Origin of the sequence: Paremcibacter congregatus, assembly GCF_006385135.1 — a bacterium.
Classification (GTDB): Bacteria; Pseudomonadota; Alphaproteobacteria; order Sphingomonadales; family Emcibacteraceae; genus Paremcibacter; species Paremcibacter congregatus.
On record NZ_CP041025.1, the window covers coordinates 3616624 to 3640135 of the forward strand.

At 55.4% G+C, this 23512-nt stretch carries 19 protein-coding genes; 6 read left to right on the forward strand and 13 right to left on the reverse strand.

Features of this window, described 5'->3' with window-relative positions:
• Positions 1-8: 8 nt before the first annotated feature.
• The 12 genes from peaD to qhpG form a co-directional block, all read right to left on the reverse strand.
• Positions 9-1091 carry a quinohemoprotein amine dehydrogenase subunit beta gene (gene peaD, locus FIV45_RS15995; RefSeq protein WP_099473399.1) on the reverse strand — a complete coding sequence of 361 codons (1083 nt, stop codon included), beginning with the start codon at positions 1089-1091 and terminating at the stop codon, positions 9-11.
• 22 nt (positions 1092-1113) lie between these two features.
• Positions 1114-1431 (reverse strand): quinohemoprotein amine dehydrogenase subunit gamma, encoded by a 318-nt coding sequence (gene qhpC / locus FIV45_RS16000; RefSeq protein WP_099473401.1) that lies wholly within the window; start codon positions 1429-1431, stop codon positions 1114-1116.
• 23 nt (positions 1432-1454) lie between these two features.
• Positions 1455-3080, reverse strand: coding sequence for a quinohemoprotein amine dehydrogenase subunit alpha (gene peaA / locus FIV45_RS16005; RefSeq protein WP_099473403.1), 1626 nt, complete (start codon positions 3078-3080; stop codon positions 1455-1457).
• Positions 3081-3178: 98 nt separating this feature from the next.
• Complete coding sequence (locus tag FIV45_RS16010) at positions 3179-5530, reverse strand: TonB-dependent receptor (RefSeq protein ID WP_099473405.1); 2352 nt, start codon at positions 5528-5530, stop codon at positions 3179-3181.
• Between the two features lie 215 nt (positions 5531-5745).
• Positions 5746-6711 (reverse strand): transcriptional regulator FeaR, encoded by a 966-nt coding sequence (feaR, locus tag FIV45_RS16015; RefSeq protein WP_099473407.1) that lies wholly within the window; start codon positions 6709-6711, stop codon positions 5746-5748.
• Between the two features lie 137 nt (positions 6712-6848).
• Positions 6849-7040 carry a DUF2783 domain-containing protein gene (locus FIV45_RS16020; RefSeq protein WP_099473409.1) on the reverse strand — a complete coding sequence of 64 codons (192 nt, stop codon included), beginning with the start codon at positions 7038-7040 and terminating at the stop codon, positions 6849-6851.
• Positions 7040-8668 (reverse strand): FAD-dependent oxidoreductase, encoded by a 1629-nt coding sequence (locus FIV45_RS16025; protein ID WP_099473411.1) that lies wholly within the window; start codon positions 8666-8668, stop codon positions 7040-7042. Before FIV45_RS16025 ends, FIV45_RS16020 begins: the two co-directional genes overlap by 1 nt.
• Positions 8669-8745: 77 nt before the next feature.
• Positions 8746-9699, reverse strand: coding sequence for an MBL fold metallo-hydrolase (locus tag FIV45_RS16030; protein ID WP_099473413.1), 954 nt, complete (start codon positions 9697-9699; stop codon positions 8746-8748).
• A 228-nt stretch (positions 9700-9927) separates the two neighbouring features.
• Entirely contained in the window at positions 9928-10797 is an 870-nt protein-coding gene (locus FIV45_RS16035; protein ID WP_099473415.1) for a LuxR C-terminal-related transcriptional regulator, read from the reverse strand.
• A 9-nt stretch (positions 10798-10806) separates the two neighbouring features.
• The gene (gene qhpE, locus FIV45_RS16040) at positions 10807-11499 is read right to left on the reverse strand and encodes a subtilisin-like serine protease QhpE (RefSeq protein ID WP_099473417.1); all 693 of its coding nucleotides are present in this window, start codon (positions 11497-11499) and stop codon (positions 10807-10809) included.
• A complete protein-coding gene (locus FIV45_RS16045) occupies positions 11496-13193 on the reverse strand; it encodes an ABC transporter ATP-binding protein (RefSeq protein WP_165777030.1) in 1698 nt (565 codons plus the stop codon). The genes qhpE and FIV45_RS16045 overlap by 4 nt, the downstream gene beginning before the upstream one ends.
• A 46-nt stretch (positions 13194-13239) precedes the next feature.
• Positions 13240-14604 carry a flavin-dependent monooxygenase QhpG gene (gene qhpG / locus FIV45_RS16050; protein ID WP_181040097.1) on the reverse strand — a complete coding sequence of 455 codons (1365 nt, stop codon included), beginning with the start codon at positions 14602-14604 and terminating at the stop codon, positions 13240-13242.
• A gap of 301 nt (positions 14605-14905) precedes the next feature.
• On the opposite strand from qhpG, the gene FIV45_RS18505 reads away from it, so the two are divergent.
• From FIV45_RS18505 to FIV45_RS16080, 6 genes are all read left to right on the forward strand, one after another.
• The gene (locus FIV45_RS18505) at positions 14906-15340 is read left to right on the forward strand and encodes an Lrp/AsnC family transcriptional regulator (protein WP_165777032.1); all 435 of its coding nucleotides are present in this window, start codon (positions 14906-14908) and stop codon (positions 15338-15340) included.
• A gap of 48 nt (positions 15341-15388) precedes the next feature.
• Positions 15389-16684: an O-antigen ligase family protein gene (locus tag FIV45_RS16060; protein ID WP_099473426.1), complete on the forward strand. Its 1296-nt coding sequence runs from the start codon at positions 15389-15391 to the stop codon at positions 16682-16684.
• Between the two features lie 61 nt (positions 16685-16745).
• The gene (locus FIV45_RS16065; protein ID WP_165777033.1) at positions 16746-18437 is read left to right on the forward strand and encodes a thiamine pyrophosphate-binding protein; all 1692 of its coding nucleotides are present in this window, start codon (positions 16746-16748) and stop codon (positions 18435-18437) included.
• A gap of 33 nt (positions 18438-18470) precedes the next feature.
• The gene (gene amaB / locus FIV45_RS16070) at positions 18471-19979 is read left to right on the forward strand and encodes an L-piperidine-6-carboxylate dehydrogenase (RefSeq protein ID WP_099473780.1); all 1509 of its coding nucleotides are present in this window, start codon (positions 18471-18473) and stop codon (positions 19977-19979) included.
• A gap of 14 nt (positions 19980-19993) precedes the next feature.
• Positions 19994-21133 carry a CaiB/BaiF CoA transferase family protein gene (locus tag FIV45_RS16075; RefSeq protein WP_099473430.1) on the forward strand — a complete coding sequence of 380 codons (1140 nt, stop codon included), beginning with the start codon at positions 19994-19996 and terminating at the stop codon, positions 21131-21133.
• Between the two features lie 64 nt (positions 21134-21197).
• Entirely contained in the window at positions 21198-21965 is a 768-nt protein-coding gene (locus tag FIV45_RS16080; protein WP_099473432.1) for a sirohydrochlorin chelatase, read from the forward strand.
• A 32-nt stretch (positions 21966-21997) separates the two neighbouring features.
• Here the strand turns inward: FIV45_RS16080 and paaK are convergent, their stop codons facing one another.
• Positions 21998-23296, reverse strand: a complete 1299-nt coding sequence (gene paaK, locus FIV45_RS16085; protein WP_099473782.1) for a phenylacetate--CoA ligase PaaK — start codon at positions 23294-23296, stop codon at positions 21998-22000.
• Positions 23297-23512 lie beyond the last annotated feature (216 nt).

A 23512-nucleotide genomic window follows, 5' to 3' on the forward strand; every position in this document is an offset into this window, starting at 1 on the left:
GTCTCCGTTTATTTATGTATCATGCGCATGACCGTCGCGCCCATGTCGGGGCAGCCCGGCAGAACCACCTCGCCTAGCCGGCTCAGGTCTGTGCTGTCATAGATGGCGATATCGCAGGTGGTGCCGCCGACATAGACTTCTGTCCCGTCGGCCGATATATCGGTCTGATAATAGGTGTGATCCAGATCGATGCGCTTTTCCGTATGGGGCTTTTGCAGATCAATCTTCAGCAGCGTGTTATAGGCGGCATAGGCGGTTTTTCTGTCCGGGTGGAAAACCGAACTGAACAGCACCTCCGGCGCGCTCTGGAAATAGGTCATGTCGAATTTCTCGGTCTCAAGGTCAAGCGACAGCAGCCCGGTGCGGAAACGTTCCATATTGTCTTCCGCCATGTCAGTGCGGGCGTAAAAAATCGGTGTTGAGAATATGCCGTTATTGTCCCAGCTCGGCCAGAAGGCCAGTGCATCCGGTTGAGAAAGATTTTCCTGGGTCCAGTTGCGCAGCGGATAGGCGACCTCGGCTTTGCCGGTCTGCACGTCTATTTTATAGAAATCCCAGCCCATGGCGTAGAGTGCGCCGCTTTTGGCGGTCATCAGCAGATGAATGCGCCGCGGCATGGGGAATTCCCGCACCGGCTTGGCGTCCAGCCCTGCATCGGTTTTAAAAACGCTGAGACGCGGCTCTAGCGATTCATACCGATCCGTGTGAATGCGGGTCGGAATATCATAGGAATAAATCTCGGACCCGTCCGGGCTGATGTCAAAGCCGTAATTCCAGGTGCGCTCATCCTCTTTGTAATCCAGGTCGGCCCGGAACACCACATCGCCATTATCAAGATCGATACCGACGATGGAGCGTAAACTGTTGGTGCCAACATAGGCCACCTTACCGTCCGGAGAGACAACGATTGACTGCGGACCGGTGCTGTCGGGAATGGTGAAGCTTTTTTCGACCTTGCGGGCCTTGATATCAATCACAAATAATTTGTCCGGCCGGGCGCCGACAACCATATATTCCTTGGCCTGCACCCCGAAAGACGCCAGAAAAAAGCTCAAGCCCAGCATGGCGCACAGCAGCTTTATGTTATGCATGTCTTAATCCTCAATCTGCGTTTTAATCTTCGGGGAATACCGCGTCCAGCTTGCGCCAGTTTTTACGGGTGTCCTGCAGTTCCGACCAGTCAGGATAGGTATTGACCGTATCGGGCACCGCCGCCGGCCACCAGCAAGGGTCGGAACAGCCATACAGATCCGCTTCCATGGGCTGACACAGCGAGGCGACACTGCCAAACGGATCTACTTCCCAGCCCGGATCGGTCGAGGTCGTACAGCCCGCCACAGTCTGCATGGCGAAGACTTCCTCGGTCGCGCCGTCGGCAGCGGACTGATCCAGCAGGTGGGCTTTTTTGTTCAACGGTTTTAAATGTCTCATGATCTTTATCCTGATCGCTCGAATTATTGTATCGGCGGCGTGTTCCAGCGTTGCACGGTGGCAATCAGATGCGCCTCCGCCGTCAGGGCTGTCGCGCCTGCACCATATGTGGCGATGATCTTCAGGTCACCGGCATTATTGGTGCCATATTTTCGTTCCGGATTGGGCCCCGCCACCGCCGGAATAAAAGTGCCCGTGGCGGTAATGGTCCCGGCATATTTTTTATCCTGCATTTCTGCCGCGGTTTCGTTGTAATTGTCCACAGTCCAGGTAACCGGCACCAGACCCAACATCAGGTCATCGGCAGTATCCCTGATCCCGTCTGCCCCGACAGTATAGCCGGTGGCCTCAAATTGCGCCATGACCTTGGGGATCGGTCCGCCACCGCCGCCAACCCGGGATATGCCATAGTCCGGGGTGACTTTCAGGTAATCGACCTGGGTGTAGAGCACGACATCCTGTGCGGATTTTTGCGTTCCTACAGACAAGGGCGCCGCACCAGAAACGTCGGCGCCGGCTGTCGCCACAACAACAATACGATCAGACGAGGCGGCAACCACTTTCACGTCAACACCGGGAATCTTCACGTCACCGGAAAGCCCCATGCCACTGATCACGATCTCGGTTGCTTCTCCCGCTTTCAACGCAAAGGGCGAGACATTCATTATAGTCGCCCTGTCTGACGTTTTGCGCAAGGCCGTGATGACGATGCCGTCTTCCGGATGGTCTTTATGGAACATCCGGCCACGCATCTGGTTACCGCCTTCAGACGCCGCCCAGATCTGGCGGTACTTCTGATCATTGAGCGTCGCCGCCCCGCGCCATTCATACCCGCCATGGACAATTGACTTGCCTGTTCCGGCCACGAGACTGCCGTCCGGCCAGATGAAGTTATATGTGACCGCGTAAGTGTCGCCCTCGCCGGCCGTCGCCGTCATGATGCCGTCCACATCGCCCACACCGGGGATATGGCCGATGATGCGCCAGTCTCCGGCCATATTCTGCCATTCGGTTTGCTGCCAGGCGGACCAGGCTTCGGTCTGCAATGGATACATTTCACCGAGCTTTTCCGCCACCGGACCGAGAGCATCGGCGCGCCAGTCGCGTTCCCGCGACAGCATTTGATATTCGATAGAGGCCCATTGGCCCAGATGCATATGCACCAGATTCTGCCATTCCGCTTTGTCGCGGCGCTGCAGGGCGACCCTGGCATAGGTATGACAGCGGGCGCACATGGCCGCAAGATCCGGGTCGACGCCTTGCTCTATCACGTTATGTTTGCGTTCGAGCACATCACGGTGCGCCGCGGTCTCCGTCGGGGCGAGGCCCTGGGTGTCGGAGAGAAATTTCACCAGCGCCCGGCGGTCCTCTGGTTCGATATGCAAACCATGAAACACGGTCATCCGGGCAATATTCATGTCCCAGCCTTCCGGCGATTTCCGGATCTGGCTGATACGGCTGAAGGTGCCGTCGGCGCTTTCCACATGGCAGCCGGAGCAATTATCACTAAGCAATGCCCGCCCGGCCTGCATTGCGGCGGGGCCAACATTGGAAATCTTGTCAGTTTGTTCAGACTGTTCGGAACAGGAGGCCAACGTCAAAAACAGAGTCAAACCGAGAAGGTGAGTAAGAATGTTCTTGTGGGTCATATCCTAAATCCGTGATGCCTGAAAACTGTTGATCTATCGCAAAAAGTAAAAGTAGAAGGGGATCAGGGGAGGATATTCTCCCCTGATCCCGTCGGTTGTTAGAAACGTGTCCGCACATCCAGCCCAATGGTCCGGGGACGGTTGGTGACAATCCGCTGACGTCCTGGTGTTTCCGCCGCAATAGAGCGACTGTCCGCCATATTCGCATGGGTATTGGTGACATTGTCAACGAAAAGGGTGATTTCCCACTCTTCTTTGATGACACCAGCCCGCAGATTCAAGGCTGTCCAGGCCGGACGTTCCCGCTGGTCGCCATTATTGGAGCTAAAGCTGCGCCCATAATGGTTGAAGTCAGCCCGCAACAAGCCTTCCAAATCATTGCTGACCGGGAAGATATATTCACTTGATGCGGCAACTGTCCAGTTTGGAACCCCTTGGATCTTGTCACCTACTGTCACTCCTGGAGTTCCGCCGGCATCGGTGATTTCCGCATGGGCATACCCAAGTGCGAAGGTCATGGTCAGACCATCAATCGGTGCCGCCATCATTTCAATTTCAAAACCCTTGACCTCGGCCTGGCCAGCATTATTTTTATACTGGAACCCACAACCCAAACGGTTTTGTTGAATGATATCACTCCATTTGATGAAATAGGCTGACGCGTTCAAAGACACGCGGTTATCGGCCAGCGTCGTTTTTACACCAGCTTCATAACTCCACAAAGAATCGGAATCATATGTTCGGTTGGCCGCTCGGAACGTATCATGTTCAGCATCTGAAGGGCCCGCGAGTACATCAAGTTCATCACCACAAAGATCTTCAGGAACATTGCCATTCACGCCACCAATACGGTACCCCTTGGACGCGGATGCATAAACATCCACATCGTCACTGACATTGGCCTGAACCATTATCTTAGGGTTAAAACCACTTTCGGACGTATTCCCGTCAGCGTGCGTTTTCCCACTGTTGGCAAAACCGTCTGAATCAATGACCGCGTCAGTTTCGGTTTTAAAGTACCTTCCGCCAGCCGTAATGGAGACCCGCTCAGTAATATCATACGTCACTTCGCCGAAAACTGCGTATTCCTTTGTATTAAAGAAATTGTCGGTGACAAAAATCAAATCCGGCGTCGTCAAACAAAAACCATTAACACAATCCGCCGCCACACCTGGACCTGTTGCTGCATCAATTGCATTATTCAATCCGACTTGCAACGCCGGTGGATATTGCAGATGGTTTTTGGTTCTTTGATAAAATACACCCGCAGTAAACTGTAAAGGGCCATCCAGTGCCGATGTATAGCGTGTCTCATGCACCAAAGACGTATAGGCCTCACTTTCATCCAATGGCGCTTCCAAAGGGTCCAGGGGTATCCCGATTACATTGTTGAACAAGTTATGCAGGAATGTTGCTTCTTCTTCAGTTTCATTGAGGTAGCGATCAAAATAGGACGTGGTTGAGGTCACTGTTCCAGAATCCAGGTCCCAATTAATCGTTCCGCTGGCCAGCCACCAGCGATCACTGCCCGGCTCATCCGTATCGAAGAAACGTTTTTCAGTGAAGTTATCCGGCGAGATATCCGCAAACGGAAGCCCATCTGCATTGATTTTTTGATACATAAATTTCGGCGTAAAAGTCACATTTTCAGCAATTTCAGCCTTTGCGACCACTTGGAAGCCGCCAAACGTCTCGCTATCCACATTTTCGTGCGTATCGAATGCCGGCCCCGTATTCTCTACAACTTCACCTGTCTGCGCATTCGTCCATTCCGGAATATATTCACGATCATACACCCCAGAGTTTCCTCCGGCATAGGCTGTAAGCCGCAAGGCCAGCTTGTCATCAATGACGGGGATATTAATGGATGAATCAACGGACCAGTTCATTGTCCCCTCTTTGACAGTAGAGAGAGTCCCATGAGCGGACCCGTAAGCTTCATTATATTCAGGCTGCTGCGTGATCAGGCGGATGGTGCCGCCCATGGAGCGGGCGCCGTACAACGAGCCTTGCGGACCGCGCAACACTTCCACCCGAGCCACATCAATCACCCGCGGCTGGATAGAAGCCGGCATGGGAGTATCGTCAATGTAAAAGCCTGTGGTATTGTCCCCGAATACCCCACGAATGGCCGGGGAATTTGAGTTAAAACGACCGTCTGATTCATTGCCGAAGCCCAGGTTTGGCACGCGAACGGCGAAGCTCGCAAAGCCAGTTGCGCCCATGCGCTCCAAGTCCTGCGCGCCAATGGCCGTCACCGCCATACCCGCTTCCTGCAGGGTCTGTTCGCGCTTTGAAGCGGTAATGACGATCTCTTCAAGACCGCCAAAGGCTTCCTCGGCTTCCTGCGCATATGCTGTTGGTGTCAGGGCTCCTGTTGCGATAAGCGCCGCAAAACACGTTGACCCTGTCAGTTTGCGCCACAAATTGCTGGTGTTAGATTCCCGCATAGTCCTCTCCTAATATGATAATATGGTTACATTGGTGTAGTTAAAGTGCTTGTTTTTTCGATAATTTATTACACATATTTAATAACACACTGTGAATAAACTATCGGTTCGTCCAGATAAATTCTTGCCTGAGCGCGCCTCTAAAAATGTTATTAAGTGCCAAATTGCCCGACAAGGCGACGTATTTGCCCTTAAGCCTCCTCGATAGTGGGACCTTAATGCCCCTCGGTTAATCGATACTGTCGTGGAGACAGGCCAAATTCCTGTTTAAATGCGCGACTGAAATGTGCGGCATCGTTAAAGCCCCAATGAAAGGCAATTTGTATAATATTCTGGTCGGCATAACGCCGATCGGCCAGTTGCTGCCGCGCCTCATTCAGACGCCGCAACCGGATCCATTCGCCGCAGGATGCCCCTTCCGCCTGAAACAGCCGGTGCAGATGCCGGATCGACAGCCCGCATAATTCCGCCACCATTGATGGTGTCAGGCCGGGATCCGTCAGTTTCTGCTCAATCACTTTGCGAATATTCGCCATCTGGCGGCTTTTCTGGTCAAGCACCTGATCCGGACTATACCCCCGCAAGGTCGCGCCCAGCAGATTAAGCAGAACCTCGCGCACCGTATTATAATCCGGCTCGCCAATATGGGCCGCCTCGGTATAGGTCGATGTCAGAAATTCTTTTGTAACAGCGCCCATGCCCGCCCGGCCCGATATCCGTCGGGCTTCCTGAATACGACGGTAAGGCAGGAAAGATTCCAATGTGGCGCGCGGGATATGCAGCGAGATCTGCTGCATGAAACCGTCATACTTAAATTCACTGGGATAGGCGGAATCAATCAGGGCCATATCGCCCGGCTGCAGATGTGCCTCATTGTTCCGTTGGGACAAAATCGACCGCCCGGAAAGCTGCAGGATCAGAAAACAGTATTTATTATCGCTTTTTTCGATCTGCTTGCGGGATCGGATCACCCGGTCTGCATTCATAGCAATACCGGCCACATCAAAGCCGCCTATATTGCGCAGATCAATCGCGCCGCGAAACTTGCTCCAATCGTGGGAAATGGTCTCGAACTCTCCACAGACTTCCTGCAAATGCGTCGCCCATTGATCGGCCTGATACGCCGGCATAGCCTCGGCAAATGATGAATTTGTCCCTATGTGTGGATTAATCGCGCCCATTCATTCCCTGTAACTTGTTGATCTTTTAATTCAGGCAGATCGCACTATATTAGCATAGTGTCATTTTATATGTGAACAAGGTATCAAATGTAAGGGGTAGCGTCAATAAACTGATTACTATTCAATTATATAAGGCATTACACCTTTCCCCGGGCTGCTTTCATGGCAGCGGTCAGGACATCATGATCACCAATATGGTTCGCCAGTAAAAGAATCAGGCGGGCATTCATGCGTTCCACCGCCGTCTCATCCAGCCCCCGCTGCAGGTCGATCAGTTCTTGATAGAAGTCATCGGGACGGGCAATATTCTTTTTCACATTAAGGGACATCAGTTGTTCTCCTTTGTCTGGCCGGATGCTTTTGCCAATGCGGCGACAATTGCGGTTTCGTCAAAATGACGCCAGCGGGCCGCCACATGCTGATCGGGGCGGATCAGATAAACAGCCCCCTCTCCTCCGTCATAACGTTCGGTCAGCACCCCTGTATGATCTTCGATCTGGTTACCCACCGTCATGACGGTGGCGGTAACTTCCCCACAGCGCACTTCGGATAAAGACGGCGCCGTCCCAAACACCAGCAGGGTGAAATTATCCCCCAGTTGATTAAGCAGCCAGCTTTCCGTCCCCTTGACCCTTACCGGGGCGTCGGCACAATTTGTCCCCGGCGCCATACAGCCCGTGAAAATGTCTTCGTCGGGCCCATTCAGGGAGGAATGGTTATAGGGTGTCGGCATCGACAGTCGCCCGCTATTAACCAGAGGGCGGGCGAATTCATACTCCTTCGACAGTTCCAGCACCGCATCGCGGAAGGTACGGCTGCTCTGACTTTTCGGCGTGATGAAATCGGTGGAGCGGGTCGAATTCAGCAGATTGTCATCGGCGGCGTAAGCGCGCTCTTCATTATAACTGTCGAGCAGACTTTCCGGGGCCTGACCATCGATGACCAGTTTCAGCTTCCAGGTCAGATTATCGATATCCTGAATGCCGGTATTGGCCCCGCGGGCGCCAAAGGGGGATACCTGATGGGCCGCATCCCCGGCAAACAGCACCCGGCCATAGCGGAAGTTGTCAATCCGGCGGCAGGCGAACTGATAGATCGACACCCATTCGAGCTCAAACTCGACATCTTCGCCAAGCATGGCCTTGATCAGGGGAATGACATTTTCCGGCTTGACCGCCTCAACCGGATCCGCGTCCCAACCCATCTGAAAATCAAGCCGCCAGACATCATCCGCCTGCTTATGCAGCAGAGCCGACTGGTTTTTATGGAAAGTCGGGTCAAACCAGAACCAGCGTTCCGTCGGGAAATCCGCCTGCATCACCACATCGGCGATCAGGAAACGGTCCTGGAAAAACTGCCCGGTGAATTCTGCGCCGACCATGTCACGCACGCCACTGTTGGCGCCGTCACAGGCGATCATCCAGTCGCTCTCCATGGTGAAGACGCCGTCCGGGGTTTCCACCTCCAGCACCGTATGATCCGCCTTCTGCGTCAGGCCCAGCAATTTATGTTTCCAGCGCAGATCAATCAGGTCAGGATATTTGGCGAGTTCCTCCACCAGATATTCTTCGCAGTAATATTGCTGCAGGTTGATCATGGCCGGCATCTTGTGATGATCTTCCGGCAGCAGGTCAAATTCGTAGGCCAGTTCCTCGCGAAAAAAAACCTTGCCCACTTTCCAGCTCACGCCCTTTTCCACCATGCGGTCAGCAACCCCGAGCCGGTCCCAGATTTCCAGTGGCCGTTTGGCGTAACAGACCGCCCGGGACCCGACACTAACCGTGTTGTTATCGTCGAGCACCACCACCGGAATGCCGCGTTTCGCGCAATCCAGCGCCGCCGTCAACCCCACCAGACCAGCGCCAATAACGACCACCGGGTGACGTTTAATCTCGCCCGTCCGTTGTTCTTGCGATTGGACATAGGGGTACTCAGGCCATGTATATGTATTCAACATTGGGCAATTTCCTTTATCTCAAAAGGGACTATTTTTAAGCGAAACAGGCGGGTTTTAAGCGAAGAGGCGACGCCTCCTTAGCCTTCCATATCCTGCCACATTTTTATATCGCGTTCGGCTGTCCAGATGCGGGGATCGCGCACCCCCTGACATTCGTCATAGGCGCGGGTCACATCAAACGGCAGACAATGTTCAAAGATCACCCAGTGACCATATTTCGGCGACAGGGCCTCCATTGTGGCTTTATAGGTATCGCGCAGGTTCATGCCTTTCGCCTGACAGGCCTTGACCGAGCCATACATATCACTGAGGAAATCACGGGTTTCCTCAATCGCCTGCCGGCATGTATCGGCGCTCATCAACGCGTCACCACGGCCCGGCACCAGTTTCTCCGCCTTGAATTCGAGCAGATTGTTCAGGGTTTGCGGCCAGTCTTCCAGATAAGCGTCGCCGGTATAAGGCGTCGCACCGAATTCCACCAGATCACCGCTGAACAGGACTTTATCCTGCGGCAGCCAGGCGATGGTGTCGCCCTTGGTATGGCCGCGACCGACCTGTTTCAGTTGCACTTCGACGGAGCCTAGCCAGATGGTCATCTCGCCGGTAAACGTCTGGGTCGGCCAGGTCAGGCCCGGCACGCTTTCTATGGCGTCAAACAGCCGTGGGAACCGCTCATATTCAGATTTATAATCCTGCTCGCCGCGTTCCACGATCAGATCACGGGTGTCGTTGCTGGCGATAATATGCTCAGGCTCATACCCGGACGCGCCCAACACCCGAACCGCATGATAATGGGTCAGCACCACATATTTGATCGGCTTGTCGGTCACGGTGCGGATCTGGTCGATCACCAGTTGCGCCATCACCGGGGTCGCCTGGGTATCCAGCACCATCACGCAGTCATCCCCGATGATCACGCCGGTGTTGGGATCACCCTCGGCCGTGAAGGCATAGGCATGCTCGGACAGCTTGGCAAAGGTGATTTTCTTTTCTTCCAGATCGGCCTGTGAAGCAAATTTCTTTTCGGACATAAGTTAACTTTCCCTGGTGTCACATCCCGCAGGACATGAGGTTTATTGTGCATTTGAGGCTATTATAGATATTAAATAATATTCTGTCTGTCCCCTCAGAGGGGGACAAGGGATCTTGCGTGATATCAACGTGGATTTTGGATACCGTTTCGCTTGTCCAGAATGGCGGCGGAGAGGGTGTTGTCTTTCCCCCGGGACAGCAGTGGTCAGTACGATTGATGCGGCCCCCTATCCCCGGCCCGGCAACATTTCCAGACACAGGCTGAACAGTTCATTTTGCGATGAAATACCGAGCTTGGCATATGCTCGCTTGCGGTATGTATGTATGGTCGACTTGGCAACCTTGAGCTCCAGCGAGATCGCCTCCGAACTGTATCCCTGCAGAATGCGGCCACAGACCTGACGTTCACGGTCAGTCAACCGGCCAAAGACATCACTCTCCCCCGCCAGCAGATTGGTCATCGCATCGGGAGAACGGCTGAGCGGCACCTGGGTAATAATCGGATCAAGGGCCGTTTCTTTTTCCGCCGCCCCCAAAAGCCGGGCATGTTTGAAAATCAAATTGGTCAGCAGAGGTAAAATACGCGACAGAGCATCGCCTTCGGCGACAGAAAAACAACCACTATCGCGCAAACGGTAAAAACTGCAATAAATGGTATACTCTCGCCGGCGCAACAGACTGGACATTTTGTCAATCAGGCCGGTGGCCTCAAAGAATCGCGCCTGATATTCCGCATCATAGGCGCTGGTCGGGGTGTGAGGCAATAATGTTACCCGCGCATCCTCGGTTGCCGGCGCCCCGGTTAAATTGGGATCCCGGGCATGAAACTGTTCGGTATAGGCCTGCGTCAGATTCTGGCAGGTGGCCGCATCCAGCATGCTTTTGGTAAATAAATGCGCCGTGGTGCCGTCCCTGTTGTGGATAAAGACCGCGCAATGATCAACCCGCACCGCGCCATTGACCAGAGCGAACAACCGGTCTTCAAAATCATCCCGGCCCAGAGTGCCAATGGCCGCATTCAGCCGCGCAAGCCATTCATCCGATCCTGTCACCACGTCCCCGACAGGGCTGTTTCCGCTGATGCTGTTTTCTGTCATACCCACACTCTACTTTATCCGGCGCTCACTATGAACATATTGCGCCCGGGATACAAGATCTTCCCACAACCTCTCCCGCGTTCCCCCCGCCTGCAGATAGGCCGCCACCTGACCGGAAAGATGCGCCGCCCCCAAACTGGCGCCGCCGATACGTGGCGGGTCGTCCCGCGCCTGATCCAACGCCCGTGGACAGGCGCCAAAGTCCGCCTGACCACTGTCAAGCCAGGAAATCTCCGCCACGGCACAGCGCGCATCCCCGGTCGCCCGGATCACACCGGGATACTGGGCGGGATAGACCGCCGCCCCCTGAGCCGGGGCGCTGGCGATCAGAATAATATCCGCCGCCACGGCCCGAACGCAGGCTTCACGCAATACCGTCCTGTCCTGCTGCAACCCGAGACTGAGATTAATAACATCCACCTGCACCGCCACCAGCCAGTCGATGGCCGCGGCCACCGTCGCCGCCGTGGTCACACCCTTGGCATCAAAAACCTGAGCATTATAGAGCATGGCTTCCGGTCCATGGTGACGCAAGATGGCGCTGACCGTTGTGCCATGCCCCAAGGGGTCCGGCACCACCGGGGTCTGTTGCACAGCCCCCGTATCGTCCTGAACAAACCGGCAGGCCGGCATCTCATCCCGGCAAAAGCCGGGCGGCAAACCGCTATCCACAAGTCCCAGTCTAATCCCGGTGCGCGTCACGGTGTAACCTCGGTCAACTGACCATCCCGCAGGGAGAAAATACGATCAAGATTACCAATCGCGCCCACATGATGACTGATAATGATCCGGGTGCGCCGTTCAAAGAACTGATCCAGCATTTCCTGAAATTCAACTTCTGTTTCATTATCCAAAGCCGACGTCGCCTCATCCAGAATCAGCACCTTGGGATCCATCAGCAGGGCCCGGGCGATGGACAGCCGTTGTTTCTGGCCCCCGCTGAGTTGTGCGCCGCGTTCTCCGATGACGGTATCATAGCCGGCGGGCAGGCTTTGGATGAAGTCATCAATTCGGGCCGCCTGTGCCGCGACAATCACCTGATCCATCGACGCGCCCGGAACCCCGTAGGTGATGTTGTCCCGCACCGTGCCGCGAAACAGAATGGTATTCTGGTCCACCACCGCAATGATGCGCCGCAATTCCTTCAGCGCGATTTCCTTGTAACTGACCCCGTCCAGCGTGATGCTGCCCATCAGAGGATCATAATGACGATGCAACAGATCAATCAAGGTCGACTTGCCGCCCCCGGACGGGCCAGTGATAAGGATCTTCTCGCCCGCCTTGATGTCAAGGCACACATCACGTATCCCTTGCTGCTGCGCCTTGTCATGATAGAAGCCCACCTGATCAAGAATGATATGCCCCCGGGCCCTGTCGCCGATTTCCTTTGGTGTAGACGGGTCCTTGACCGGCACCTTATGCCGCCTTAACGCCCGCACCCGGATGAGACTGACCATCGCCCGCTGATAGGCGACATACAGCCCGAGAAAACTTTGCACCGGCCCGGTTGCCCGCCCCATATAGGCGGAAAAGGCGATCAGGGTCCCCAATGTCGCCGTACCATCAGTGACATGATAACCACCGACGATAAACACCATCGCCGTCGCGATACTGGTCAACATCCCCGGCACGCCGCCGGTCACGTGATTAACCACCTGCAACCGCAACAGGTCGTGAAGATAAGACCGGTTCAGGCCGCGTAACCGGGCCTGTTCCTGTTCCGCACCCGACATGGCCTGAATGACTTTCACCGATTCCAGTCGTTCGATGAGAAAACTGCTTAACGTGGCCGATTTTTCCCGCAAATCGCGGCTGCTTTGTTCCACCCGGGGTCGCATCAGGCGCAGGAACAGAATTTGCAACGGCAACAAGGCGAAGGCGATCAAGGTCAGTTGTGGACTTAGCCACAGCATGATGGCGATACTGCCGATCAGGGCAAGGCTGCCATTGACCACCGCCAACAGACTGTCTGTTGAGAAACGCTGCACCTCCGCCACATCGCCATCAAGGCGCGAGACAATATCGCCCGTGCGCCACCGGCCAAAAAAATCAGGCGACAACATCATCAGGCGCTGAAAGACATCTTCCCGCAGACGAAACAAAATCCGGCCCGACAAACCGACATAGAGCCACCGGTTGATGCCGCTGACCACAAACACGATAAGCGCCATAATGATGATCAATACCGCGAATTGCACCACCCGATCCATATTGCCCCGCATCAGACCATCATCAATCAAAAGCTTGGTCAGGTAGGGTTGCGCCAGAGCAAACCCGGTCATCACCGCCGCGATCACCATCACCAAAATCAGCGGACCTATTTCAGGCCGCATAAATTGTCCAACCCATTCCCGGGCGTGCCGTCGTCTGATTTTATCTTTTTGCGCCTGTTTCACTGGCTCGCATCCCTTTATCATTTAATTTGTTATTAGAAATCAGGCTTCACATAATCTGACGCGCTGCAAGCCACTTTCGAGCCACAATAACCTGATCCACATCAACCTTCAGGGCCGCGGCATATTTTCCGTCATCATACCCATCCTTGAGGATCTGTTCAAGCAATGCAACCAAGGGCACACCGTCAAGCTGCCAAACACCGCGCGGGTAATCTGCGGTGACGATTACTTTTTGCGCGACGATCAGACCGTCACGGACCACCGGTTTTTCCATCACCCGCGCCGGCTGGGACAGGGGATCGGGATGAGAAGGTCCCGCATCCCGGGGCCAGGCCCGCCGCGCGGCCCAGAATTCATTATCCGGCCAACGCGCCTCCAGCGCATAGAATTCCCGGCCCATGGCGCAGCCGCCGTCAAAGGCGACATCAAGCCGTTCCTGATAAAAATGCAAGGCCAGGTCGCGATTCTCCGGTGTCTTCAGCAGGCTGTTGATCACCGGCACCGCGGCCAGGCCACTGCCGATGGCATAAAACAGGCCATTGCCCGACAGGGGATCCAGCGCCATGGCCCCGTCGCCAACCACAAGGAAATCATCGCCCCCCGTATGATGGCTTTTTTGCGCCGCTGCGGTGCGGACCGAAACCCTGTCCGACAGGGGCGCAGCGTCTTTCAACCAGTCTGCGGCCTCCGGCAATTGCGTCACAAGATCGTCGAAAAATTGCGGCAATCCGGTCTTGGGCGGCAAATGCCCCTTGTCGCTGCGGGTGAATATCTGCAAAATCGCCTGGCCCTTGCCATCACGCAAATGCCAGGCCCACCCGTTTTCAAAGGCCGCCACCGCCGTCATCGGCATTTCCTCCGGCACCGTATATGATTTCAACAGGGCCGAGGTGGCCGGCCCGGCCGTATGACGCTTGTCCGCATCTTTCACATATCCTCCCCTGGCTTCTCTGCCTCTGGCTTCCACAAGAAAATCGGCGTCGATCTGTCGGGCGACGCCGTCCTGTGTCCAGAAAACGCGCCATCGCTGATCCCCGCGCCCCACCCGATCAACCCGGCCATCCATCACAGTCACCCCGCGGGCTGCCGCATCACGCAGCAACGCCCTATCAAAGGCCTGACGGTCAACGATATACTCTCTGTTCCGGGCCTGGGTTTCCCCATTCCATTGAGCCGTGCGGGTCACCATCGGCCCCAGAGCCGCCACGGCCTGTGTAAAACCGAAATGCCGCAGGGTCGTCACAGGGCGTTCCGACATCCCTTCCCATGCGGGATAAGGCCGCGGACGGGTGATGATTGTCACGCTCAGGCCAATATCCGCCAGCCCGCAGGCGGTAAAAACGCCCGCCGGGCCACCGCCCAAGACAACAACTGTTTTATGCTTCTGCATAGGCTCCTTCGTCTGATCCATCAGATGTTTCTGCTGCCTCCCGCCCCTTTTTTCTGTTCGTTTGTTATTCATTCACATGGTGGTCGGGGTAATCGATAGGAATATCAGACTTTTTTCACCCGAACAATGGTGCTTCACCCTGTGCTCCCTGATCGGTTCATTTTCTCAGACAGCGGGCTTGACCCCATCCCTGTCTCGCCCTTATGATAAACAATCGTCATTTACAGCAGACATTTGTTTAAGCACCGGTTTTGTGTCATCTCAGGCTTCGCGTTACGCGGGGACCCATCGCCACCAGACCGCGGTTATATTAAGGGACATTATGCAGTTACAGGAAAAAGAACAACAACTCCTGGATCTTCTTAAAATCAACAGCCGCATGAGCGCGGCAGAACTTGGCCGGCAACTGGGCCTGGCCCGGTCCACCATTCATATGATGTTGGCGCGGCTGGAAGAAAAGATCATCGACAGTTATACCGTGAAGCTCAAGAATCTTGATGTGGAAAATCAGACCACCTGTTATGTGCTGATCACCCGGGACCCGAAAAAAGCCGTCGAGATCGAAGAAAAAATGCGCGCCATGGCCGAAATCGATTCTCTGGTCACTGTCGCCGGGCAGCATGACTTCATTGCGCTGGTGCGTACAGACAGCACCCAGCATATGGACCGCATTCTCACCGAAATCGCCATGATGGACGGCATCATCAAGACCGAAAGCCACATCATTCTGTCCGAAAAATTCGACCGGCGCTTATAACGGCGCGGAAGCTTTAACCTCTCATCTCTCTGTTTGCGGATTATACCCATGGCGTCTTTGCTCAACATCAAACACCTCCTTCTTGACGCCAAACAGGGCGACCTGCCGCCCGCCGGGGTTTTCCTCTGCAGTGCCATCCTGGCTATTCCCGCCCTCCAGGTGCTTCTCTACCCGGATATGACAACCGGCGGCGGGTATGTGCTCTATAATATCCTGATCACTCTGGTGGAATTTATCTTCTGCCTGTTGATCATTCTGAAACGCAGAACCTACGGGTATAATCTGAACCACCTCCCCCTGCTGCTCGCAGGGGCTTTTATGCTCTGGTTTCTCGCCGTTGTTCTCAGCATCCCGGATATGCCCCTGCAGGCCGGGGGCCTCATTGTCACCATCCGTTTTGCAATTCATTTTTGCTTCTTTATTGCTCTCGGAAGCTTTCTTGTGCAGCATCCCTCCGCGGCGCAGCGTCTTCTTCTGTCCCTCCTGATCTCCGGGATAATTATGCTCCCCCTTTTTTGGGCCAGACTATATCTGACCTATGATCAGCCGGATTTCGACTGGACGTGGTCTTTGCCGGGATTTACCAATGTCCGCCATCTTGATTATTTCCTCGGCGCTCTGGTCAGCCTGCTCGGTCTCTTGCCCCTGATCCGCCTTTTTCAGGACAGCACCCGAACCCTTCATGTCACCCTGACCCTGTTACTGGCTTTATGCTGGGGGATGATTTTCTGGAGCGGCGGCCGCGGATCGGCTGTCGCCGCATTTCTGTCTGTCACTACTCTACTGTTGTTTTTCAGACCAGAGGGATGGCGAAAAGTCGCTCTGTATAATCTGTCAATCCTGTTCATCGCGGCGGTAATTTCTGCTTTCCTGCCCGCGCCCAACGGATCTTACGGCATTTTACGGTTCATGACCAAGATCACCGAAACAGATAGCCTTGATGCATTTAGTGCCGGACGTTTGGCAATTTGGCAGCAGGTCTATGCTGTCTGGCTGGAGAATTTCTGGTTCGGCATCGGGGCCGGTCAGACCAAAACAATTATCCCCGCCGCCTCAGCCACATTTGGACAACCCCATAACATCATTCTGCAGGCGCTGATGTCCTGGGGCGTGATTGGCGGCGGCGCTTTTCTAATCACTCTTTTTGCTGGTTTCTGGACACGACTCAGACAGTTTCAATGTCTTCCCGAACACAGAAACAGCATTCATATTGTCGCTTATGGTCTGGCCCTCACACTGGCCGTCAACGCTCTCGTCGATGGAACCCTGTATTATCCCCTGCCAATTTTTCTCTTTATCATTGGCTTCGCCTGCGCCATTGCCCCAAAGGCTTCCTCAACCTAGATCAATATTGTTCAAAATATATTGACATATGTTCTATTATCATAGACAAAATGTCTTATTAATGAATTCACAAGCAATATTGGCGAGATCAATGACAACAGAAACAGCAGCAGAATGTTTGGTACGCGCCCTGCGCATCAACCAGGTGGAAAAGGCCTTTTGCGTCCCCGGCGAGAGCTATCTCGCGGTGCTTGACGCCCTGCATGACGTGGCGGATAAGCTGGAGCTGATCACCTGCCGTCAGGAAGGCGGCGCCGCCAATATGGCCGACGCTTACGGCAAGCTGACCGGCAAGCCCGGCATCTGTTTCGTCACCCGCGGCCCCGGCGCCACCAACGCCAGCATCGGCGTTCATACCGCCTTTCAGGATTCGACTCCGATGATTCTCTTCATCGGTCAGGTGGCCCGCGACCAGTTTGACCGGGAAGCCTTCCAGGAAGTCGACTACCGCCAGATGTTCGGCCCGTTGGCCAAATGGGTCGCGCAGATTGAAAGCGCCGACCGCATGGCGGAATATGTCACCCGCGCCTTCCATGTCGCCCAAAGCGGTCGTCCCGGCCCCGTGGTTCTCGCCCTGCCGGAAGATATGCTGGTCGATGAAATTCCCGTGCGCGAGATTCTTGCCGCCCAACCGGCCCATGCCGCGCCGTCCGCCGACGATATGGCGGAACTGCACATCGCTCTCCGGCAGGCCAAACAGCCGCTGGTGATTCTCGGTGGCTCCGGCTGGGACGTGGAAGCCGTGAACCGCATCGAGGACTTCCTGAAAAAGAATGATCTGCCGGCGGGCGCCTCTTTCCGCTGTCAGGATCTCTGCGATAACCGGCTGGAAAATTATATCGGCGACGTGGGCATTGGCATCAATCCAAAACTCGCCGAGCGGGTGCGCAATGCCGATCTTATTCTCTGCCTCGGCCCGCGACTGGGCGAGATGACCAGCAGCGGCTATACCCTGTTCGAGGTTCCCTTCCCGCGCCAGAAGAACTTCATGGTCCATAGCGGCGCAGAGGAGCTGGGTCATGTCTACCGCACCACCAAATCCATCAACAGCAGCATGAAGAATATCGCCAAAGCCCTCGCTGCCCTGCCCGCTGTCGAAGCCCCCGTCTGGGCCGACTGGCGCAAACAGGCGCGCGCCGATTATGTCGCCTGGAATACGCCCCTGCCCACCGTCGGCGCCGTCGATGTCGGCGCGGTCTATGACCATTTGCGCGCGGTGATGCCGGAAAATGCGATCTTCACCAATGGCGCGGGCAATTACGCCATCTGGCTGCACCGCTTCATGCCCTACAAAACCTTTCGCAGTCAGCTCGCCCCGACCAGCGGCGCCATGGGCTACGGCCTGCCCGCGGCGGTCGCGGCCAAGATCGCCTGCCCGGACCGGCCAGTGGTGTGTTTCGCCGGCGACGGCTGCTTTATGATGAACGGCCAGGAGCTGGCCACCGCCATGCATCACAAGGCGAAAATCATCATTCTGCTGTTCAACAACAGCATGTATGGTACAATCCGTATGCATCAGGAAAAAAACTATACCGACCGGGTGGTCGCCACGGAATTGACCAACCCTGACTTCGCCGCCTACGCCCGCGCCTTTGGCGCGCATGGCGTCACGGTGAATAAAACAGAAGACTTCGCCCCAGCTTTCGCAGAAGCCCTGGCGGCGGACACCACAACCTTGATCGAGATTAAGGTGGATCGGCAGGCCCTGACCCCCGCCGCCACATTGGATCAGATCAAAAATATGAACCTTTAAGCGCGTAACACAGGAATTAGCATGACAAACCCTATGAATATTCAGGAAATTTTTTCCGCTCTCAACCTGACGGACAATGACATCAGCGGCGGTACGCTCGACGTATTCGCCCCCCGTGACGGCGCGAAAATCGCCAGCGTCACCATGGACACGGCAGCCGGCGTTGACGCCAAAATCGCCAAATCCACGGAAGCCTTTAAAGCCTGGCGCATGGTCCCCGGCCCGCGGCGCGGTGAACTGGTGCGTCTGCTCGGGGAAATCCTGCGCGACAAGAAGGAAGCTCTCGGCTCTCTCGTCAGCCTCGAATGCGGCAAGATCTATCAGGAAGGCCTGGGCGAAGTTCAGGAAATGATCGACATCTGTGATTTCGCCGTCGGCCTCAGCCGTCAGCTTTACGGCCTGACCATTGCCTCCGAACGCCCCCTGCATAAAATGCGCGAATATTGGCAGCCAATTGGTCCTGTCGGCATTATCTCCGCCTTTAACTTCCCCGTGGCCGTTTGGGCCTGGAATTCCGCCCTCGCTCTGGTTTGCGGCGACAGCGTCATCTGGAAACCGTCCGAGAAAACACCCCTGACCGGCATCGCCTGTCACAAATTGCTGCAGGACGCCATCGCCCGGTTTGGCGAAGACGCGCCGGACGGCCTGAGTCAGCTTCTGATCGGTGAACGCGATATCGGCGAGATCATGGTCGACGACAAACGCGTGCCCGTGATCAGCGCCACCGGCAGCTGCGCCATGGGCCGCATCGTTGGGCCAAAAGTCGCCGCGCGCTTTGGCCGTAGCATCCTTGAACTCGGCGGCAACAACGCCCTGATCGTCGCCCCGTCCGCCGATCTCGACCTGGCCTTCCAGGGCATCCTGTTCGGCGCTGTCGGCACCTGCGGTCAGCGTTGTACATCCACCCGTCGGGTATTTGTCCATGACAGTGTCTATGACCAGATCGTTCCCCGCCTGAAAAAAGCCTATGAAGGCCTGAGCATCGGTGATCCGCTTGACCCGAAAACCCTGGTCGGCCCGCTGATTGATCAGCAATCCTACGAGAATATGGAAGCGGCGCTGAAGCTCGCGGCCTCTCGCGGCGGTGAAATCGTTGGTGGCGGCCGCGCCCTCGCCGACCAATATCCTAACGCCTATTATGTCAACCCGGCGATCGTCGAAATGACAGGTGCAGACGACAATGTTCAGGAAGAAACCTTCGCACCGATCCTCTATATCTTCAAATATAGTGATCTGACCGACGCCATCGCGCGGCAGAATGATGTGCCTCAGGGCCTGTCGTCCGCCATCTTCACCCGCGACGTGCTCGAAGCCGAAACCTTCACCTGTGAAGCCGGCAGTGACTGCGGCATCGCCAACGTCAATATCGGCACCAGTGGCGCTGAAATCGGCGGCGCGTTCGGCGGCGAAAAAGAAACCGGCGGCGGTCGGGAAAGTGGCTCGGACAGTTGGAAAGCTTACATGCGTCGTATGACCAGCACCCTGAACTATTCCACAGAACTGCCTCTGGCGCAGGGCATTAAATTCGGCTCTGACGATTAAAAAGGATCAGGAACATGGCGGGACCTCTTTCTCATATCAAAGTAGTGGACCTCAGCCGTGTTCTGGCCGGGCCCTGGTCAACCCAGATGCTGGGCGATCTCGGGGCCCAGGTCACCAAAATTGAACGCCCCCATGCCGGCGATGATACCCGGCATTGGGGCCCTCCCTTTATCACCAATGCGGACGGCAGCCGCGGCGACGCCGGCTATTTCCTCTGCACCAACCGCAATAAAACCAGCCTGCAGCTCGACATCACCAGCGATGCCGGTCAGGCAACCATCCGCGACATGGTCAAGCAAGCGGATATTCTGGTGGAAAATTACAAAGTCGGCGGCCTGAAGAAATATGGTCTTGATTATGACAGTCTGAAGGACCTTAATCCGGGTCTGATCTATTGTTCGATCACCGGCTTTGGCCAGACCGGCCCCTATGCCAAGCGTCCGGGCTATGACTTCATGATCCAGGCCATGAGCGGCCTGATGAGCGTGACCGGCGAGAAAGACGGTCTGCCCGGCGCAGGGCCGCAAAAAGTCGGCATCGCGATCGCGGACCTGATGACCGGCATGTATGCCTCCGTCGGCATTCTGGCGGCGCTTGCCCACCGGGACCAGACCGGCGAAGGCCAGTATATCGATCTGGCGCTGCTCGACTGTCAGATGGCGATGCTGTCCAATCAGGGCAGCAATTATCTCGTCGGCGGCAGCGCCCCCAAACGCATGGGCAACGCCCATCTGAATATCGTGCCCTATCAGGTGATGCCGACCAAAGACGGCCATCTGATCATCGCCGTCGGCAACGACAGTCAGTTCCAGAGTTTCTGTCGCCTTTGCGCGCGTCAGGATTGGGCCAACGATCCACGTTTCGCCACCAATGAGGCCCGTGTGGTAAATCGCGAAGAGCTGATCCCGCTGCTGGAAGAAGTGACCCGCCACCGCAGCACCCAGGACTGGATTTCCGCATTGGAAGCCGCCAATGTCCCCTGTGGCCCGGTCAATAATATCGAGCAGGCCTTTCAGGACCCGCAGGTTATCCATCGTCATCTGCGGCGGGACATGACCCGGCCTGACGGCACAAAAATCCCGGTGGTCGCCAACCCGATCAATTTTTCCAAGACTCCGATCGACTATAAAATCGCGCCCCCCAAATTAAAGTAAGACGAAATTAAAATAGCGCAAAAAAAGTTACGCCTCCTGAAACATTTAATGATATGTAGGGGCCATGCGTAAGACATCTTTTCATAACGTCCCCGCGACCCTGATTTGCGGTCATGGCAGCCGGTCCCCGGAAGCGGCGGCGGAATTCACCTCTTTGCTGAAAAATCTGCAAAAGGCCCGCCCGGATCTCCCTCTTGCCGGCGCCTATCTGGAATTCAACAGCCCGACCATCCCTGAAGGCCTGCAAGCCTTCTATGATCAGGGCCACCGGACGATTCATGTCCAGCCCCTGACCCTGTATAACGCCGGCCATACAAAGGCCGACATGCCGGACATTCTTAGCGCATTCAAAGATCAAAATCCTGATGTGATCCTGAAATACGGCAGCGCCCTCGGTCTTACGGATCAGATGATCGCCGTTGCCGCCGCTTCTGTGGAAAGCGTCCTGCCGGAGGGAGATCGGGAAAATTGCAAACTTCTGGTGGTGGGCCGGGGATCAAAAGACCGGGCCGTCGCCGACCAGACCATCACCTTGTGCCGTAAATTGCATGACCGGTTCGACTTTGGCGACAGCCGTTATTGCTATGCCGCCGACAGCGCTCCCCTGCTGGACAGCGCACTGGCGCAAGCCGCCCGGTCCCATTATCCGGAAGTGGTCGTTCTGCCTTATCTTCTGTTTTCCGGGCGTTTGCGTCGGGATATTCAGACGGCGATTACCGCCGCCGCGGCCAAATATCCCGATTTCACATTCCATGTGGCGCCGCATCTCGGCATTCAGGATGCACTGGCGGACGCCATTCTTGCCAAGATCGACGTGATCGGGCAATTCTAGAAAGCCCCCTGACTGCCCGCGCAATGCAGATCTTATTTCAGATGGCGGAAATCAAATACCCGTTGGGCCTTGCCGACGGAACGCGGGATGCCGTTGGGTTCCCGCACGTCAACCTTAGTGCTGACACCGCAGAGGTTCTTGATGTGTTTTTTCAGCTCTTCTGCAATATGTGACCGATTGTGGTCATCGGAAAATTCCGGCTTGGCTTCTGTCACCACCGTCAGTTCATCCATCACATGCGGGCGGCGGATCTCGCAGAAGTAATGCGGCGTCAGGCGGTCGTCCTTGCAGATAATTTCTTCGATCTGGGTCGGGAAAACATTGACCCCGCGGATGATCATCATATCGTCGGAACGACCAAAAATTCGCGAAATGCGGCGCATCTCACTCACCGAACCCGGCAACAGGCGGGTCAGGTCACGGGTGCGGTAACGGATGATCGGAAAGGCTTCCTTACACAGTGAGGTAAAGACCAGCTCACCTTCCTCACCGTCGGGCAGCACTTCACCGGTTTCCGGGTCGATCACTTCCGGATAGAACAGATCTTCCCAAATGGTCAGGCCGTCCTGGGTTTCGGCATATTCCGCCCCGACGCCCGGCCCCATCACTTCCGACAGACCGTAAATATCCACGGCTTTCAGATCAAAGCGTTGCTCGATCTCTTTACGCATTTCCTCGGTCCAGGGCTCGGCCCCGTGAATGGCGATTTCCAGCGATGTTTCGCGCGGATCAAGGCCCATCTTCTCAAAACTGTCGGCCAGCGACAGCATATAAGACGGCGTCACCATGATGATGCGCGGTTTAAAATCCTGAATGATGGTAATCTGGGATTCTGTTGCCCCGCCGGAGGCCGGAACGACAGTGCAGCCGGCGCGCTCGGCGCCGTAATGCGCCCCGAGACCGCCGGTGAACAGGCCATAACCAAACGCCACATGCACCATATCCCCCTCACGCCCGCCGGCGGCGCGGATGCAGCGGGCCACGGCCTCTGCCCAGACATCAATATCCTGCGCCGTATAACCGACGACAGTCGGTTTACCGGTGGTCCCGCTCGAAGCATGAATACGCGACAGCTTTTCCTGGGGCACCGCAAACAGACCGAAGGGATAATTGTCCCGCAAATCTTTTTTGACGGTAAAGGGAAACTTGCTCAAATCCGCAAGACAGGTCAGATCATCGGGATGGACCCCCGCCGCGTCAAAAGACGTGCGATAGAAAGGGACATTGTCATAGGCGTGTTTCAGTGACCATTTCATCCGTTCCAGCTGTACGGCCTCGATTTCGTTACGGCTGGATTTTTCAAAACCGTTAATTCCTGAAAACATCGTCATATGGTCCTTTTCCCTGATTTCGATTTGCCTCATAAGAAGACTAAGCCGCTTTGTCTTTCCCGACAAGCATCTGGCCCAGCTTATTTATGATACAAAATAACTAACTTTATGAAATAATATGTATCACGAATGACAAAAATGGCAAGTCTTAAAGACATTAAACATCAAAAAAGCAGCAAGATAATTTCTTACTTCCCCCTTGGCAAGCAACATGAT

Bases quoted from the DNA above. Each gene is read 5' to 3' on its own strand.
- peaD (WP_099473399.1), bottom strand. From the start codon at position 1,091: ATGCATAACATAAAGCTGCTGTGCGCCATGCTGGGCTTGAGCTTTTTT.
- qhpC (WP_099473401.1), bottom strand. From the start codon at position 1,431: ATGAGACATTTAAAACCGTTGAACAAAAAAGCCCACCTGCTGGATCAG.
- peaA (WP_099473403.1), bottom strand. From the start codon at position 3,080: ATGACCCACAAGAACATTCTTACTCACCTTCTCGGTTTGACTCTGTTT.
- FIV45_RS16010 (WP_099473405.1), bottom strand. From the start codon at position 5,530: ATGCGGGAATCTAACACCAGCAATTTGTGGCGCAAACTGACAGGGTCA.
- feaR (WP_099473407.1), bottom strand. From the start codon at position 6,711: ATGGGCGCGATTAATCCACACATAGGGACAAATTCATCATTTGCCGAG.
- FIV45_RS16020 (WP_099473409.1), bottom strand. From the start codon at position 7,040: ATGTCCCTTAATGTGAAAAAGAATATTGCCCGTCCCGATGACTTCTAT.
- FIV45_RS16025 (WP_099473411.1), bottom strand. From the start codon at position 8,668: ATGTTGAATACATATACATGGCCTGAGTACCCCTATGTCCAATCGCAA.
- FIV45_RS16030 (WP_099473413.1), bottom strand. From the start codon at position 9,699: ATGTCCGAAAAGAAATTTGCTTCACAGGCCGATCTGGAAGAAAAGAAA.
- FIV45_RS16035 (WP_099473415.1), bottom strand. From the start codon at position 10,797: ATGACAGAAAACAGCATCAGCGGAAACAGCCCTGTCGGGGACGTGGTG.
- qhpG (WP_181040097.1), bottom strand. From the start codon at position 14,604: ATGGATCAGACGAAGGAGCCTATGCAGAAGCATAAAACAGTTGTTGTC.
- FIV45_RS18505 (WP_165777032.1), top strand. From the start codon at position 14,906: ATGCAGTTACAGGAAAAAGAACAACAACTCCTGGATCTTCTTAAAATC.
- FIV45_RS16060 (WP_099473426.1), top strand. From the start codon at position 15,389: ATGGCGTCTTTGCTCAACATCAAACACCTCCTTCTTGACGCCAAACAG.
- FIV45_RS16065 (WP_165777033.1), top strand. From the start codon at position 16,746: ATGAATTCACAAGCAATATTGGCGAGATCAATGACAACAGAAACAGCA.
- amaB (WP_099473780.1), top strand. From the start codon at position 18,471: ATGAATATTCAGGAAATTTTTTCCGCTCTCAACCTGACGGACAATGAC.
- FIV45_RS16075 (WP_099473430.1), top strand. From the start codon at position 19,994: ATGGCGGGACCTCTTTCTCATATCAAAGTAGTGGACCTCAGCCGTGTT.
- FIV45_RS16080 (WP_099473432.1), top strand. From the start codon at position 21,198: ATGCGTAAGACATCTTTTCATAACGTCCCCGCGACCCTGATTTGCGGT.
- paaK (WP_099473782.1), bottom strand. From the start codon at position 23,296: ATGACGATGTTTTCAGGAATTAACGGTTTTGAAAAATCCAGCCGTAAC.